The 15,756-nt window shown below is 70.0% G+C and carries 19 protein-coding genes; 18 read left to right on the top strand and 1 reads right to left on the bottom strand.

Annotated features, from left to right (window positions below):
* The first annotated feature begins 223 nt into the window (after window positions 1-223).
* From QIT00_RS20225 to QIT00_RS20145, 17 genes are all read left to right on the top strand, one after another.
* Window positions 224-814, top strand: a complete 591-nt coding sequence (locus tag QIT00_RS20225; RefSeq protein ID WP_282536721.1) for a hypothetical protein — start codon at window positions 224-226, stop codon at window positions 812-814.
* A gap of 297 nt (window positions 815-1,111) precedes the next feature.
* Window positions 1,112-1,537 carry a 30S ribosomal protein S16 gene (gene rpsP, locus QIT00_RS20220; protein WP_282536720.1) on the top strand — a complete coding sequence of 142 codons (426 nt, stop codon included), beginning with the start codon at window positions 1,112-1,114 and terminating at the stop codon, window positions 1,535-1,537.
* A gap of 2 nt (window positions 1,538-1,539) precedes the next feature.
* Window positions 1,540-1,779, top strand: coding sequence for an RNA-binding protein (locus tag QIT00_RS20215; RefSeq protein WP_014176063.1), 240 nt, complete (start codon window positions 1,540-1,542; stop codon window positions 1,777-1,779).
* A 79-nt stretch (window positions 1,780-1,858) separates the two neighbouring features.
* Window positions 1,859-2,446 (top strand): ribosome maturation factor RimM, encoded by a 588-nt coding sequence (gene rimM, locus QIT00_RS20210; RefSeq protein WP_282536719.1) that lies wholly within the window; start codon window positions 1,859-1,861, stop codon window positions 2,444-2,446.
* Complete coding sequence (gene trmD / locus QIT00_RS20205; RefSeq protein WP_282536718.1) at window positions 2,446-3,267, top strand: tRNA (guanosine(37)-N1)-methyltransferase TrmD; 822 nt, start codon at window positions 2,446-2,448, stop codon at window positions 3,265-3,267. Before rimM ends, trmD begins: the two co-directional genes overlap by 1 nt.
* Window positions 3,268-3,431: 164 nt before the next feature.
* Window positions 3,432-3,782 carry a 50S ribosomal protein L19 gene (rplS, locus tag QIT00_RS20200; RefSeq protein WP_282536717.1) on the top strand — a complete coding sequence of 117 codons (351 nt, stop codon included), beginning with the start codon at window positions 3,432-3,434 and terminating at the stop codon, window positions 3,780-3,782.
* Window positions 3,783-3,847: 65 nt separating this feature from the next.
* On the top strand, window positions 3,848-4,570 hold the full coding sequence (gene lepB / locus QIT00_RS20195) for a signal peptidase I (protein WP_282536716.1): 723 nt from the start codon (window positions 3,848-3,850) through the stop codon (window positions 4,568-4,570).
* On the top strand, window positions 4,563-5,750 hold the full coding sequence (lepB, locus tag QIT00_RS20190) for a signal peptidase I (RefSeq protein ID WP_282536737.1): 1,188 nt from the start codon (window positions 4,563-4,565) through the stop codon (window positions 5,748-5,750). The genes lepB (QIT00_RS20195) and lepB (QIT00_RS20190) overlap by 8 nt, the downstream gene beginning before the upstream one ends.
* Window positions 5,698-6,729, top strand: a complete 1,032-nt coding sequence (lepB, locus tag QIT00_RS20185) for a signal peptidase I (RefSeq protein ID WP_282536715.1) — start codon at window positions 5,698-5,700, stop codon at window positions 6,727-6,729. The genes lepB (QIT00_RS20190) and lepB (QIT00_RS20185) overlap by 53 nt, the downstream gene beginning before the upstream one ends.
* 96 nt (window positions 6,730-6,825) lie before the next feature.
* Entirely contained in the window at window positions 6,826-7,578 is a 753-nt protein-coding gene (gene lepB / locus QIT00_RS20180) for a signal peptidase I (protein WP_282536714.1), read from the top strand.
* Entirely contained in the window at window positions 7,568-8,104 is a 537-nt protein-coding gene (locus tag QIT00_RS20175) for an NUDIX hydrolase (RefSeq protein ID WP_282536713.1), read from the top strand. The genes lepB (QIT00_RS20180) and QIT00_RS20175 overlap by 11 nt, the downstream gene beginning before the upstream one ends.
* 55 nt (window positions 8,105-8,159) lie before the next feature.
* Window positions 8,160-8,468 (top strand): DUF2469 domain-containing protein, encoded by a 309-nt coding sequence (locus QIT00_RS20170; protein WP_005311352.1) that lies wholly within the window; start codon window positions 8,160-8,162, stop codon window positions 8,466-8,468.
* Between the two features lie 129 nt (window positions 8,469-8,597).
* Window positions 8,598-8,984 carry a YraN family protein gene (locus QIT00_RS20165; RefSeq protein WP_282536712.1) on the top strand — a complete coding sequence of 129 codons (387 nt, stop codon included), beginning with the start codon at window positions 8,598-8,600 and terminating at the stop codon, window positions 8,982-8,984.
* Entirely contained in the window at window positions 8,984-10,591 is a 1,608-nt protein-coding gene (locus QIT00_RS20160) for a YifB family Mg chelatase-like AAA ATPase (RefSeq protein ID WP_282536711.1), read from the top strand. The genes QIT00_RS20165 and QIT00_RS20160 overlap by 1 nt, the downstream gene beginning before the upstream one ends.
* Window positions 10,592-10,655: 64 nt before the next feature.
* Entirely contained in the window at window positions 10,656-11,861 is a 1,206-nt protein-coding gene (dprA, locus tag QIT00_RS20155; RefSeq protein WP_282536710.1) for a DNA-processing protein DprA, read from the top strand.
* 242 nt (window positions 11,862-12,103) lie between these two features.
* Window positions 12,104-12,943, top strand: a complete 840-nt coding sequence (gene whiG, locus QIT00_RS20150) for an RNA polymerase sigma factor WhiG (protein WP_282536709.1) — start codon at window positions 12,104-12,106, stop codon at window positions 12,941-12,943.
* Between the two features lie 206 nt (window positions 12,944-13,149).
* A complete protein-coding gene (locus tag QIT00_RS20145; protein ID WP_282536736.1) occupies window positions 13,150-13,707 on the top strand; it encodes a TetR/AcrR family transcriptional regulator in 558 nt (185 codons plus the stop codon).
* Between the two features lie 75 nt (window positions 13,708-13,782).
* On the opposite strand, the gene QIT00_RS20140 is transcribed toward QIT00_RS20145, so the two are convergent.
* Entirely contained in the window at window positions 13,783-14,238 is a 456-nt protein-coding gene (locus tag QIT00_RS20140; protein WP_349017194.1) for a murein hydrolase activator EnvC family protein, read from the bottom strand.
* 564 nt (window positions 14,239-14,802) lie between these two features.
* Here QIT00_RS20140 and rpsB point away from each other — a divergent pair.
* A complete protein-coding gene (gene rpsB / locus QIT00_RS20135; RefSeq protein ID WP_282536708.1) occupies window positions 14,803-15,723 on the top strand; it encodes a 30S ribosomal protein S2 in 921 nt (306 codons plus the stop codon).
* Window positions 15,724-15,756 lie beyond the last annotated feature (33 nt).

The raw sequence follows: 15,756 nt of genomic DNA, 5'->3' as shown, positions 1-15,756 counted from the left end.
GTCGCCTCCGCCGAGTGGACCCGCCTACGCATCGGGGCGGACCCGGCCGTCCCGCGACATACGTGCCGCTGTGTATCACCTTGGCGTGAGCTGTGCGTGTTCCGCCGCAGATCAGCGCACCCGCCCTCGTCGGGACGTATCAGCGGCAACTGACTGGTACGTGCAAATTATTTGGGATGCCCCGTAATAGGAACACCGAGGGCCCCCGGCTCGTTGTCACGACGTGAGCACGACACCACCTGTACTCGCCGCAGAGCTGGCGCAGGCGTGGGCCGACATTCAGCGGTACCACCCCGAGCTGCCCAGCCTTGCCGCGCCCGAGTCCCTGATCGGAGAGTCCTCGTCCGCCTGCGGCGCCGAGCTCTCCTTCGAGCGCCTGCTGCACGAGGCAGTCCACGGAATCGCCGCCGCCCGCGGCATCCGCGACACCTCCCGCGCCGGCCGCTACCACAACCGCCGCTTCCTCGCGATCGCCGAGGAACTGGGCCTGGACCACCCCGAGGAGCCGCACCCCAGCAGCGGCTTCTCGCTGGTCACACTCAACCCGGAGGCGAGAAAGCGGTACCGCGCGACAATCGAACGCCTCAAGGGCGCCCTCAAGGCCCACACGGCGGCCACCGCGCACGACACGGCCCGCAGCTTCCGCGGCCCGGCCGCCCGGCACGGATCGTCCGGCGGCGGCGTCCGCGTCAAGGCGGTCTGCGACTGCGGCCGCAACGTCCGCGTGGTCCCCTCGGTCCTCGCCCAGGCCCCCATCATGTGCGGCGGCTGCGGCAAACCGTTCCGCATCCCGGAGGCCATCGCGGTGGGCTGAATCAGCCTCGCCGCAAACTCAGCCCCACAAAAATCAGCCCCTCCGGCGTTTGAGGAGCGGGGGTCCGGGGGCTGGCCCCCGTGGCCTCGGCGACGGCCGACGCCCACCTGTAAGCGCGGGGCCAGGACCGAGGAACCCCGCCCCAGCGAGGTATGGCACAATGGCTAGCTGTACTCGACAGCCGCACAGGACCCCTCTCTCCTCCGGCTGACGCGTCCATCGGGCACTCGAGTACCGCAACCCCACGCGGCATCTTCGTTGTGCCCACCCACGTCAAGACCAGGAGACACCACTCCCGTGGCAGTCAAGATCAAGCTGAAGCGTCTGGGCAAGATCCGTTCGCCTCACTACCGCATCATCGTCGCCGACTCCCGTACCCGCCGTGACGGCCGGGCCATCGAGGAGATCGGCCTGTACCACCCGGTGCAGAACCCCTCCCGCATGGAGGTCGACGCCGAGCGTGTCGCGTACTGGCTGGGTGTCGGCGCGCAGCCGACCGAGCCCGTGCTCGCCATCCTGAAGAAGACCGGCGACTGGCAGAAGTTCAAGGGCGAGCCCGCCCCGGCCCCGCTGCTGCAGCCGGAGCCGAAGGCCGCGCGCCCGACCTTCGAGGCCGTCGGCGCCGAGGACGAGCCCAAGGGCGAGGCCATCACGCAGAAGAAGAAGGCCGAGAAGAAGGACGACGCTCCGGCTGAGTCCGCGGCCGAGTCGACCGAGGCCTGAGCATGCTCGAGGAGGCTCTCGAGCACCTCGTGAAGGGCATCGTCGACAACCCCGACGACGTGCAGGTCGCCTCCCGCAACCTGCGCCGAGGGCGCGTCCTCGAGGTCCGGGTCCACCCCGACGACCTCGGCAAGGTGATCGGCCGCAACGGCCGCACCGCTCGTGCCCTGCGCACCGTCGTAGGGGCCATCGGCGGCCGTGGAGTCCGCGTCGACCTCGTCGACGTCGACCAGGTTCGCTGAACCGCAAGGCAACACCGGCACGGGCCGGGGAGGGCTTCAGGCCCGCCCCGGCCCGTCGTCGTACGAAGGAGAACGCAACGTGCAGTTGGTAGTGGGACGCATCGGCCGCGCCCACGGCATCAAGGGCGAGGTCACCGTCGAGGTCCGCACCGACGAACCCGAGCTGCGCCTCGCCCCCGGTGCCGTGCTCGCCACCGACCCGGCCGCCACCGGGCCCCTCACCATCGCCACCGGCCGGGTGCACAGCGGACGCCTGCTGCTGCGCTTCGAGGGCGTACGCGACCGCACCGCCGCCGAGGCCCTCCGCAACACCCTGCTCATCGCCGACGTCGACCCCGAGGAACTCCCCGAGGGCGACGACGAGTACTACGACCACCAGCTCATGGACCTGGACGTGGTCACCGTCGACGGCCAGGAGGTCGGCCGGATCACCGAGATCTCCCACCTCGCCTCGCAGGACCTGTTCATCGTGGAGCGGCCCGACGGCACCGAGGTCATGATCCCCTTCGTAGAGGAGATCGTCACCGAGATCGACCTCGAAGAACAGCGCGCGACCATCGACCCGCCGCCCGGACTCATCGACGACCGCGCCGAGGTCGCCTCCTCGCGCGACGAAGTCGCTGATGGACACAGCGCCTCCTCGCGCGACGACCGCGAGGACTCGTAATGCGCCTCGACGTCGTCACGATCTTCCCCGAGTACCTCGAACCGCTGAACGTCTCCCTCGTCGGCAAGGCCCGCGCCCGCGGCCGACTCGACGTCCACGTACGCGACTTGAGGCAGTGGACGTACGACCGGCACAACACCGTCGACGACACCCCGTACGGCGGCGGACCCGGCATGGTCATGAAGACCGAGCCCTGGGGCGACGCCCTCGACGAGGCGCTCGCCGACGGCTACGAGAACGGCGCGCACGACCCCGTCCTCGTCGTCCCCACGCCCAGCGGCCGCCCCTTCACCCAGGAACTCGCCGTCGAACTCTCCGAGCGGCCCTGGCTGATCTTCACGCCCGCCCGCTACGAGGGCATCGACCGCCGCGTCGTAGACGAGTACGCGACCCGCCTGCCCGTCCACGAGGTCTCCATCGGCGACTACGTCCTCGCCGGCGGAGAAGCCGCCGTACTGGTCATGACGGAGGCGGTCGCGCGCCTCCTGCCCGGCGTCCTCGGCAACGCGGCCTCGCACCAGGACGACTCCTTCGCCCCCGGCACCATGGCCGACCTCCTCGAAGGGCCCGTCTACACCAAGCCCCCCGAGTGGCGCGGCCGGGACATCCCCGACGTCCTGCTCAGCGGCCACCACGGCAAGATCGCCCGCTGGCGCCGCGACGAGGCCCTGCGCCGCACCGTGCGCAACCGCCCCGACCTCATCGCGCGCACCGACCCCGCCGCCTTCGACAAGAAGGACCGCGAAATGCTCTCGATCCTGGGCTGGCGGCCCGGCCCCGACGGGCGATTTGGGCCGACGCCCGAGGCCGTGGAACAATAGGCCGCTGCTGTACGTCCAGCCTGCGCCCCTGCCACAGGGGGAGGACTACTCTGCTCCCCGTGCACGCGGGGATGGTCCCGCTAGGCCCGACGCGATCAGCTACCGAAACTCATCGCATACCTCCCGCCGATGACCTGTGGCATCGGCGAAGAAAGCAGACGATCATGAGCAACCTGCTCGCCTCCGTCGACTCCGCCTCGCTGCGCAGCGACGTCCCGGCCTTCCGCCCGGGTGACACCGTCAACGTCCACGTGCGCGTCATCGAGGGCAACCGCTCCCGTGTGCAGCAGTTCAAGGGCGTAGTCATCCGCCGCCAGGGCGCGGGCATCAGCGAGACCTTCACGGTCCGCAAGGTCTCGTTCTCCGTCGGCGTCGAGCGCACCTTCCCGGTGCACACCCCGATCGTCGAGAAGATCGAGCTCGTCACCAAGGGCGACGTGCGCCGCGCCAAGCTGTACTACCTCCGTGAGCTGCGCGGCAAGGCCGCCAAGATCAAGGAGAAGCGCGAGAACTGATCTCGCGCCCCGGATCCCCACGCGGATCCGGCGCCTCGGGGCGGGCCGGATAGGCTCTGACCCCGATGGACACCGAAGCAGCACAGAACGCGGAGCGCGATCGCTCCTCCCACCCCGCCGACACCGAGCGGGAGGAGGAAGGGTCGCGCTCCGCGGCTGTTTCCGGGTCTGTTTCCGGGTCTGTTTCCGGGCGGCGTTGGCGCCGCGGTGGAGTGCTCCTCGCGCTGTGCCTGGTGTTCCTGCTCCTCGTCAGCACCTTCGTACTCCAGCCGTTCCTCATCCCCAGCGGCTCCATGGAGCCGACCTTGAGCACCGGGGATCGTGTCCTGGTGAACAAGTTGGCGTACCGTTTCGGCAACGAGCCGCAACGCGGTGATGTCGTCGTCTTCGACGGCAGTGGCTACTTCGGCGACTCCGACTACATCAAGCGCGTGGTCGGCGTCGGCGGTGACCGGGTGGCCGGCCGCGGCGGGCGAGGCGGCGAGCAGGGGCGGATTCAGGTGAACGGGGAGCCGGTGGACGAGCCTTATCTGTATCCGGGGGACGCACCGTCGACGGTGCCGTTCGACGTGGTCGTGCCCGAGGGCACCCTGTTCGTCCTCGGCGACCACCGCAGCGACTCCAGTGACTCCCGCGACCACCTCGGCTCACCCGGCGGCGGCATGATCCCCGTCGAGGCCGTGATCGGCCGCGCCGACTGGATAGGGCTGCCACTCGACCGGTCCGGCTCCCTCGGACGGCCCGACGTCTTCGCGAAGGTGCCGGAGCCGGGCGGTGCCCATGGGTAGGCGCGGCATACCGAAGGGCAGCCACGGCCTGCCGAAAGGCGGCCCCCGCGCGGACACCGGCCTGCCCACCGGAACCCGCCCCACCACCGACACCGGCCTGACCACAGGCACCCACCCCACCACCGACACCGGCCTGACCACAGGCACCCGCCCCACCACCGGAACCCGCTCCACCACCGGAACCCGCCCCACCACCGGGACTCCGGGCCCGCCCAGCCCCGGCCGGGCGGAACGCCGCAAGCTGGCCCGTAAGGTCAAACGCCGCAGGCGGCGCTCGGCGATCAAGGAGATTCCTCTCCTCATCGGCGTCGCCGTGCTGATCGCCCTCGTCCTGAAGACGTTCCTCGTCCAGGCCTTCGTCATCCCGTCCGGCTCCATGGAGCAGACGATCAAGATCGGCGACCGTGTCCTCGTCGACAAGCTCACCCCCTGGTTCGGCGCCGAACCCCAGCGCGGTGACGTCGTCGTCTTCAAGGACCCCGGCGGCTGGCTGCGCGCCGAACAGCAGCCCAAGACGCAGGACGACCCCATCGGCGTCAAACAGCTCAAGCAGGGCCTCACCTTCATCGGCCTGCTGCCCTCCGCCGACGAGCAGGACCTCATCAAACGCGTCGTCGCCGTCGGCGGGGACCGCGTCAAATGCTGCGGCGAGGACGGCCGGGTCACCGTCAACGGCGTCGCCCTCAACGAGCCCTACCTGCACCCCGACGACATCAACAAACCCTCCCGGCGGAGCTTCGACGTCAAGGTCCCCGAAGGCCGCCTCTTCGTGATGGGCGACCACCGCTCCGACTCCGCCGACTCCCGCTACCACCTCGACAGCCCCCACCAGGGCACCGTCTCCCAGGACGAGGTCGTCGGCACCGCCAAGGTGATCGCCTGGCCCGTCGACCACTGGAGCGAGCTGGAGCAGCGCGAGACCTACGCCTCCGTCCCCGACGCGGGGGCCGCGCAAGGCGGTTCGGATGCCGCGGACAGCAGGTCGCATAGGGTGGCCCCCGACAATCTGAACGCGAACGTCCCCCTCCCGAGCCCTGCGGAACTCCCGCTCGTTATGGGAGTGGTAGGCCTGCATCGCGTACGACATCTCGTACGGAACAGGCGGCGGCACGGAACGAGGAGTGGATGTGGGGGATTTGGCCGTCGGCGCACGATCCGGACACGACGAACCCGAGGATGAACGCGACGTGATCAACGGCGGCTCCGGAGGCACCGACCCAGGCGCGACGGACCCCGAGGACAGCTCCGAGGACAGCTCGGAGGGGAGTTCCGGCGCGGGCCGCTCGGGCCGCTCGGGCCAGAGCAACCACCGCTCGTTCTGGAAGGAACTCCCGCTCCTCATCGGCATCGCGCTGCTCCTCGCCCTGCTGATCAAGACGTTCCTGGTGCAGGCGTTCTCCATCCCCTCGGACTCCATGCAGGACACCCTGCAGCAGGGCGACCGGGTGCTCGTGGACAAGCTGACCCCCTGGTTCGGCTCCGAGCCCGAGCGCGGCGAAGTCGTCGTCTTCCACGACCCGGGCAACTGGCTGCAGGGCGAGCCCACCCCCCAGCCGAACTTCCTGCAGCAGGCCCTCAGCTTCATCGGCCTCATGCCGTCCGCCGAGGAGAAGGACCTGATCAAGCGCGTCGTCGGCGTCGCCGGTGACACGGTCGAGTGCAACGGCACCGGCCCGCTGAAGGTCAACGGCAAGGCGCTCGACGAGCGGAGCTACGTCAGCCACAGCTTCGGCGAGATCAAGGCCACGCCCTGCAGCGACGACGACCAGGGCGGCCAGTTCAAGGTCACCGTGCCCAACGGCAAGATCTGGGTCATGGGCGACAACCGCCAGAACTCCCTCGACTCCCGCTACCACCAGCAGGACCCCGGCGGCGGCTTCGTGCCCGTCGACAACGTCGTGGGGCGCGCCTTCGTCAAGGCCTGGCCCATCAACCGCTGGGGCACGCTGCCCGTCCCGGACACCTTCGACCAGCCGGGCCTCAACTCCGCGGCCGCGGCGGTTCCGGGTGCGCTCGGTGTGGCCGGGGCCGTGCCTCTGGTGCTGTGGCGCCGGCGGAGGGTTGCCGGGGGCGGCAGCTCGGAGGTTGCCGGTGGAGGCAACTCCACGGTTTCCGGCGGCGGCAACTCCACGGTTTCCGGCGGCAGTACCGCCCGGTAGGGTGCCGTCCCAGATCACCGATCTTCCGTGTGTGAGACCGGTCACGCCCACGCGTGACCGGTCGGCGCCGGATCGATTCACCGAGGTGGGGCTGGGATGAGCAGAACACGACGTACGGACGAGGGCCGCGGCGGGCTCGGCAGCAGACTGTCGAACCTGGCCGTGGCCCTCGGCTGTGTGCTCTTCCTCGGCGGCTTCGCCTGGGGCGCGCTGCTGTACCAGCCGTACACCGTGCCGACCCAGTCGATGACCCCGACCATCGGCGCCGGTGACCGCGTCCTCGCCGAACGCATCGACGGCAGCGAGGTGCACCGCGGCGACGTCGTCGTCTTCAACGAGAAGTCCTGGGGCGACCTGCCCATGGTCAAGCGCGTCGTGGCCGTCGGCGGCGACAAGATCGCCTGCTGCGACGACCAGGGCCGCCTCACCGTCAACGGCAAGGCCATCGACGAGCCGTACCTCCCCGAGGGTGTCAAGGCCTCCGACACCGGCATCCCGCCGACGACCGTGCCCCAGGGCCGCCTCTTCCTCCTCGGCGACGAACGCAGCACCTCGCTCGACTCCAGCGTCCACCTCGACGAGGCCGGCAAGGGCTCCGTACCGCGCGACGCCGTCGCCGCCCGCGTCGACGCCGTCGCCTGGCCCATGGACGGCATGCTGCAGCGGCCCAGCGGCTTCGCGGACCTGCCCGGCGGGCTCTCCGAACCCGGACCGCTGCGGCTCGTCGTCGGCGCGATCGGCCTCGGAGCGGTCCTCATCCTCGGCGGCGCGGCGTCCGGCTCGTTCGCCAAGCGCGGCACCTCCCGCAAGCAGCAGGGACGGCGCAGGGAGCCCGCCGGTGTCCACTGACGCCGTTCCCGCGGCGGACGAGGTGCGGAAGGTCGCCCGCGTCGTACTCCTCGACCCCGAGGACCGCATCCTGCTCCTGTACGGGCACGAGCCCGACGACCCGGACGCCTCCGGCGACACCTGGTGGTTCACGCCGGGTGGGGGCCTGGAGGGCGACGAGACCCGCGAAGAGGCCGCGCTGCGCGAACTCGCCGAGGAGACCGGCATCACCGACGCCGAACTCGGCCCGGTGCTGTGGCGCCGCACCTGCTCGTTCCCGTTCGCCGGCCGCCGCTGGAACCAGGACGAGTGGTACTTCCTCGCTCGTACGGGACAACTCGCCCCCACCGCGCGGACCGCTGCGGACATGCCGGGCCTCACCGAGCTTGAACAGCGGAGCGTGTCCGGAATGCGGTGGTGGACCTGTGAAGAACTCTCCGCCACCCATGAGACGGTGTATCCGACCAAGCTCGCCGGGCTGCTGAAGACGCTGCTCGACGAAGGACCTCCGGCCAGTCCCGCAGTCCTCGACACAGAAATCGTCTAGCGACGGCCCGGACTGGCGCACAATAGGGGGACGCACGGCTGAAGGGGAACATGCCATGAGCGCCGAGGACCTCGAGAAGTACGAGACCGAGATGGAGCTGAAGCTCTACCGGGAGTACCGCGACGTCGTCGGGCTGTTCAAATACGTGATCGAGACCGAGCGGCGCTTCTACCTCACCAACGACTACGAGATGCAGGTGCACTCCGTCCAGGGCGAGGTCTTCTTCGAGGTGTCCATGGCCGACGCCTGGGTCTGGGACATGTACCGGCCCGCCCGCTTCGTCAAGCAGGTCCGCGTCCTCACCTTCAAGGACGTGAACATCGAGGAGCTCAACAAGAGCGACCTCGAACTGCCCGGAAGCTAGACCGGAGCCCTGCTGTGGTGGGGGTGTGACCCCTGTGGGTGACGGAGTTATCCACAACCAGCCGGTTATCCACCAAGATCCACAACCGCGACGCTGATACGCCACCTTCGAACCCGGAGGTGGTGCCCCATGAACGCACGCGGAGCACTCGGCAAGTACGGCGAAAACCTCGCCGCCCGACAACTCGTCGCCGCAGGAATGACCATCCTGGACCGCAACTGGCGATCCGGACCCGGCGGCGAGATCGACATCGTCGCCCTCGACCACGACACCCTCGTCCTCTGCGAAGTCAAAACCCGCCGAGGACACCCCGACCCCACCCGCGCCGACCGGCCCTTCCAACACCCCATGGCGGGCATCACCCCCGCCAAGGCCGACCGCCTGCGCACCCTCGCCGAACGCTGGCTCCACCAACACGGAGGCCCACCACCGGGCGGCGTCCGCATCGACCTCGTCGGCGTCCTCCTGCCCAGCCGCGGCGCCCCCGTCGTCGAACACGCACAGGGGGTGGCCTGATGGCCTTCGCCCGCACCTGCTCCGTCGCGCTCGTCGGCGTCGAAGGCGTCGTCGTCGAAGTCCAGGCCGACCTCGAACCCGGCGTCGCCGCGTTCACCCTCGTCGGCCTCCCCGACAAGAGCCTCACCGAAAGCCGCGACCGCGTCCGCGCCGCCGTCGTCAACTCCGGCAACGCCTGGCCCCAGAAAAAGCTCACCGTCGGCCTCAGCCCCGCCTCCGTACCCAAGGGCGGCAGCGGCTTCGACCTCGCCGTCGCCTGCGCCGTCCTCGGCGCCGCCGAACGCATCGACCCCCGCACCCTCGCCGACGTCGTCATGATCGGCGAACTCGGCCTCGACGGACGCGTCCTCCCCGTACGAGGCGTCCTGCCCGCCGTCCTCGCCGCCGCCGACGCCGGCTACGACCAGGTCGTCGTCCCCGAACACGCGGCCGCCGAAGCCGCACTCGTCCCCGGCATCTCCGTCCTCGGCGTCCGCAGCCTGCGCCAGCTCATCGCCGTACTCACCGACGAACCCGTACCCGAAGAAGACCCCGACACCGACACCAGCCGGACCACACCCACCACCCCCGGCGGCTTCGCCGGAACCCTCGCCACCATCGGCGCACCCGACACCACAGCCGCCCACCACGACCTCTCCGAAGTCGTCGGCCAGATCGCCGCCCGCACCGCCCTCGAAGTCGCCGCAGCAGGCGGCCACCACCTCTTCCTCCAAGGCCCACCAGGCGCAGGCAAAACCATGCTCGCCGAACGCCTGCCCTCGATCATGCCGCCCCTCACCCAGAAGGAATCCCTCGAAGTCACCGCCGTCCACTCCGTCGCCGGAACCCTCCCACCAGGCCGCCCCCTCGTCGAAACCCCGCCCTACTGCGCACCCCACCACTCCGCCACCATGCAATCCCTCGTCGGCGGCGGCCCAGGCCTCCCACGCCCCGGCGCCGTCTCCCTCGCCCACCGAGGCGTGCTCTTCCTCGACGAGGCCCCCGAGTTCAGCGCCAAAGCCCTCGACGCCCTGCGCCAACCCCTCGAATCCGGGCACGTCGTCGTCGCCCGCGCGGCCGGAGTCGTCCAACTCCCCGCCCGATTCCAGCTGATCCTCGCCGCCAACCCCTGCCCCTGCGGCCGCTGCACCCTCCTCGGCGAGACCAGCAGCTGCACACCCGGAGCCATCCGGCGCTACCAAGGCCGACTCTCCGGACCACTCCTCGACCGCGTCGACCTCAAGGTCGAAGTCGAACCCGTCACCCGCGCCGACCTCACCGCCACCGTCCACCGCGGCGAATCCACCCGCCAGGTCGCCGACCGCGTACGCCAAGCCCGAGAACGCGCCGCCGCACGCCTCACCGGCACACCCTGGACCACCAACAGCCACATCCCCGGACACGAACTGCGCACCCGCTGGTACCCCGCCCCCGGCGCCCTCCACGAAGCCGAACACGACCTGGAACGCGGACTGCTCACCGCCCGCGGCCTCGACCGCGTACTCCGCATCGCCTGGACCGTCGCCGACCTCAGCGGCCGCGACCGCCCCGACGCCAACGACGTCAACCTCGCCCTGCACCTCCGCACCGGCATCCCCCGCGGCACACCCATGGCCATCGCGCCCTGACCGCACGCCGCCCCCCTCCCAACTCCCCACAGCCACCAACTCTTGGCAGAAGGCCCTCCAACCCATGCCCAACACCAATCCGCCCCCTACCCCGTCCCCGTCCCCGCCCTCGCCCTCGCAAGACGAGCGCCGAGCCCGCATCGCCCTCACCCGCATCCTCGAACCGGGCGACGACAACACCGGACGCTGGCTCCGCACCTACGGCGCCACCGGCCTCTTCCACCACCTCACCCACGAAGACAGCGCCCTCCCCGGCGTCACCCCCCAACGCCTCGCAGGACTCCGCAACCGCGCCACCACCACCCACCCCGACACCGACCTCCAGGCGGCAGACACCGCCGGAGCCCGCTTCCTCATCCCCGGCGACCCCGAATGGCCCGGCCAACTCCGCGACCTCGGCGACACCCAACCCGTCGGCCTCTGGGTCCGCGGCAACGCCGACCTGCGCATATGGGCCCTGCGCTCCGTCGCCCTCGTCGGCGCACGCGCCTGCACCGAGTACGGCGCGCACATGGCCGCCAAGATCGCCACCGGCCTCGCCGAACACGGCTGGGTCGTCGTCTCGGGCGGCGCCTACGGCATCGACGGAGCAGCCCACCGCGCCGCCCTCGCAGCAGGAGGCGCCACCGCCGCCATCCTCGCCAACGGAGTCGACACCGCCTACCCCCGCGGCCACACCGGACTACTCCAACGCATCGCCGAACAAGGCCTGCTCCTCGCCGAGTTACCCCCGGGAGCCCACCCCACCGCCTACCGCTTCATCCAACGCAACCGCATCATCGCCGCCCTCACCCGCGGCACCCTCGTCATCGAAGCCGCCCACCGCAGCGGCGCCCTCGTCACCGCACGCAACGCCACCCGCCTCGGCCGCCACACCATGGGCGTCCCCGGCCCCGCCACCAGCAGCCAGTCAGCGGGCGTCCACCAACTCCTGCGCGGCGAAGCCACCCTCGTCACCGACGCGGCCGAAGTCATCGAGCTCATCGGAGAGATGGGACAGCTCGCCCCCGAACACCGCGGCCCCGTCATCCCCAGAGACCTCCTCAACCCCCTCGCCGCCCGCGTACTCGCCGCACTCCCCGCAGGCCGCCCCGTACCCGTGGCCGGCATCGCCACCGACGCTGCCACCACCACCGACGACACCGTCGCCGGCCTGTACGAACTTCAATCCCTCGGATTCGTCGAACGACACGGCGACAACTGGAAGTTGACACGCCAGAGCACCCGAACCGACTTTCCGCGACGCGAAGTCAAACCCGAAGACACCTGAACCGTCACGTTGCGCCGTCCGGACGATCCCCGATGACCTTGGCAGATTCTGTGATTTCGACCCCTGAACCCGCACTCGCACACCCGACGAGAACGAGGTACGGCAACCCCGACTGAACATCCAGCGGCCACGAGATCCCCTACTCTTCGCACACTGCGACACTCCAGTCACGCTACGCTCACAAAGCTTCCGACTCCGATGCGCACGTACTCGATCCACAGCAGAACGGCTCAAGGCAACGAATGCCCCAGCACACCTCCGGGTCCGACCGGGCAGCGGCCATCCCCCCCGCCGCACGTGACGGCGCGCGGCCACCCGCACCCTCGTCGCTCGACGAACTCTGGAGGTCGTACAAGGCAACGAGCGACGGACGACTGCGCGAACAACTGATCCTCCACTACTCGCCCCTCGTCAAATACGTCGCCGGACGCGTCAGCGTCGGCCTGCCACCCAACGTCGAACAAGCGGACTTCGTCTCCTCCGGTGTATTCGGACTCATCGACGCCATCGAAAAGTTCGACATCGACCGCGAAATCAAATTCGAGACGTACGCCATCACCCGCATCCGCGGCGCCATGATCGACGAACTCCGCGCCCTCGACTGGATCCCACGCTCCGTACGCCAAAAGGCCCGCAACGTCGAACGCGCCTACGCGACCCTCGAAGCCCAACTCCGCCGAACCCCCTCCGAAAGCGAAGTCGCCGCGGAGATGGGCATCGCACTCGAAGAACTCCACGCGGTCTTCAGTCAGTTGTCCCTCGCCAACGTCGTGGCCCTCGAAGAACTCCTCCATGTCGGCGGCGAGAGCGGCGACCGGCTCAGCCTCATGGACACCCTCGAGGACACCGCCGCCGAGAACCCCGTGGAGATCGCCGAGGACCGCGAACTCCGCCGACTCCTCGCCCGCGCCATCAACACGCTGCCCGAACGCGAGAAGACCGTCGTCACCCTCTACTACTACGAGGGCCTCACCCTCGCCGAGATCGGCAACGTCCTCGGCGTCACCGAGAGCCGCGTCAGCCAGATCCACACCAAGTCGGTCCTCCAGCTCCGCGCCAAGCTCGCCGGCTTCGGACGCTGAATCGGTCCTGCCTCCACGACCACGCCAAACGGCGCTCATCCGGACGACCGGACCGCGGCAGCGGCGAACGCGACGTACGAACGCCGCACACACGGACAACGCGCCCACGACCACCCCACCCCCGGCGGACAGCCCCCCGAGCCGACTCCCGTACGGGACGTCCGCTCCGTACAGTGGGGTACGTGCCAAGGATTCGAGCGGCCTCAGTGGCCGAGCACCGGTCGATGCAGCGCGGCGCCCTCCTTGACGCCGCCCGGTCCCTGCTGTCCGAGGGCGGAACGGAGGCGCTGACCTTCCCCGCGCTCGCCGAACGCACAGGGCTGGCCAGGTCCTCCGTCTACGAGTACTTCCGCTCCCGCGCCGCCGTCGTCGAGGAGCTCTGCGAAGTCGACTTTCCCGTCTGGGCCGCCGAGGTCGAATCGGCGATGCAGGCCGCGGAAGGACCCGAGGACAAGGTCGAGGCGTACGTACGGGCCCAACTCGCCCTCGTCGGCGACCGCCGCCACCGTGCCGTCGTCGCCATCTCGTCCAGCGAACTCGACGCGGGCGCCCGCGAGAAGATCCGCGCCGCACACGGCGGCCTCGTCGCCATGATCGGCGAAGCACTCGAAGCGCTCGGCCACGAACAGCCCCGCATGGCGGCGATGCTCCTCCAAGGCATCGTCGACGCCGCCGCACGCCGCATCGAACTCGGCGCGGCCGAGGACCCGGAGGCGATCACGGAGGCTGCGGTGGGGATGGCGCTCCGAGGCGTAAACGGCTGACCCCCGCCCCCGCCCCCTCCCCCCCCCGCCCCCTCCCCACCTCCCTCCCCTCCCCACCCTCACCCACCCACAGCCTCACTCCCCCCAAACCGGCAGCAACCGCGAAGGCCCCCGTTCTGTGAGGGACGCCGACAGCAGTGTGAGCGGGTCGAGGTAGGTCGTTCCGCGGCGTAGGCCCCAGTGCAGGCAGGATCGCGGGCAGTGGGCGTCGGCGGCGGACGCTCGGCGTTCCACGGTTGCGATGACGTCTCCCGCGGCTACTTCGTCGCCCTTGTCGACGAGGGCGTGTACGGGTTCGTACGTCGTGCGCAGGGGTGGGGCGCCGGTTCCGGGGTGGTCGATGGTGAGGACTCCTCTGTCCGCGACGCGTCCGGCGTAGCTGATGCGGCCGGGTGCGGCCGCGCGTACGCCGGTGCCGGGTGCGGCGGCGAGGTCGACGCCGCGGTGGCCGGGGCCGTAGGGCGTGGCCGGTGGGTCCCAGCCGCGGAGGATCGGGGCGCGGACGGGCCAGGCCCGCTCGCCGGAAGGCACGGCCGGGACCGCGTCCGTAGCAGTGTCCGTAGCCGTCTCCGTATCCGTACTGGTACCCGTACCCGTACCCGTACCCGGATCCGAAGCCGAAGCCGAAGCCGAAGCCGAAGCCGTGGACCGGCCCGTCGAGCCGCCGGCTGCGGCCGTCCGTATCGGGGTGCCGTTCACGTGGCCTCCCGCGAACGCCGAGATCACAGCCGGAGCCGCGAGTGCCAGCGCCAGGCAGGGCGTCAGAGTCCGTGGTCGTGTCTCGGGCCGGGATTTCCGGGGTGCGAAGTGCATGGGTGGAGCTTGCCGTGGACGGGCCCGGCGGCGCTGATCTTGGTGTGGATCTGTGGATAACTGGTCGGTTGTGGATAACGGCGTCACCCGGTACGTCACCCGGTACGTCGCGGGTCCCGTACACTTCTTGTGGCGATCCGGGTCACCGGGTCGACTTCGCACGCCCCGACACCTGGCTGAAGAGCCTGAAGGTGTCAGCGCCCCTCGGTCCCGTACGCAGGTACGTGGCATGGCGCGCGCCGGGGTGTCAGGACACAACCGAGAAAAACAAGGAGTACGGCCATGGCCGTCGTCACGATGCGGGAGCTGCTGGAAAGCGGCGTCCACTTCGGTCACCAGACCCGTCGTTGGAACCCGAAGATGAAGCGTTTCATCTTCACGGAGCGCAACGGCATCTACATCATCGACCTGCTCCAGTCGCTGTCGTACATCGACCGCGCCTACGAGTTCGTCAAGGAGACCGTCGCCCACGGCGGCACGGTCATGTTCGTCGGCACGAAGAAGCAGGCGCAGGAGGCCATCGCCGAGCAGGCCACCCGCGTCGGCATGCCCTTCGTCAACCAGCGCTGGCTGGGCGGCATGCTCACCAACTTCTCGACCGTCTACAAGCGCCTGCAGCGCCTGAAGGAGCTCGAGCAGATCGACTTCGAGGATGTGGCCGCGTCCGGCCTCACCAAGAAGGAGCTCCTGGTCCTCTCGCGTGAGAAGGCCAAGCTGGAGAAGACCCTCGGTGGTATCCGCGAGATGCAGAAGGTGCCCAGCGCCGTCTGGATCGTGGACACCAAGAAGGAGCACATCGCCGTTGGTGAGGCCCGGAAGCTGAACATTCCGGTCGTCGCGATCCTCGACACCAACTGCGACCCCGACGAGGTCGACTACAAGATCCCCGGCAACGACGACGCGATCCGCTCCGTCACGCTGCTCACCCGCGTCATCGCCGACGCCGTCGCCGAGGGCCTCATCGCCCGCTCCGGTGGTGCCGGTGAGGGCAAGGGCGAGAAGGCCGCGGGCGAGCCGCTCGCCGAGTGGGAGCGCGACCTGCTCGAGGGTGAGAAGAAGGCCGAGGCCGACAAGCCGGCCGACGCCGAGAAGCCCGCCGAGGCGGAGAAGCCCGCCGAGGCCGAGAAGCCGGCCGAGGCCGCTGCCGAGGCTCCGGCTGCCGACGCCCCGGCTGCCGACGCCCCGGCCGCCGAGCAGGCCTGACCTTCACAGGTCACAGGGTCAGAGCTTTGACAG

This window comes from Streptomyces luteolus (genome assembly GCF_029968015.1).
GTDB lineage: Bacteria > Actinomycetota > Actinomycetes > Streptomycetales > Streptomycetaceae > Streptomyces > Streptomyces luteolus.
This window is presented reverse-complemented; position numbering and strand designations above follow the sequence as displayed.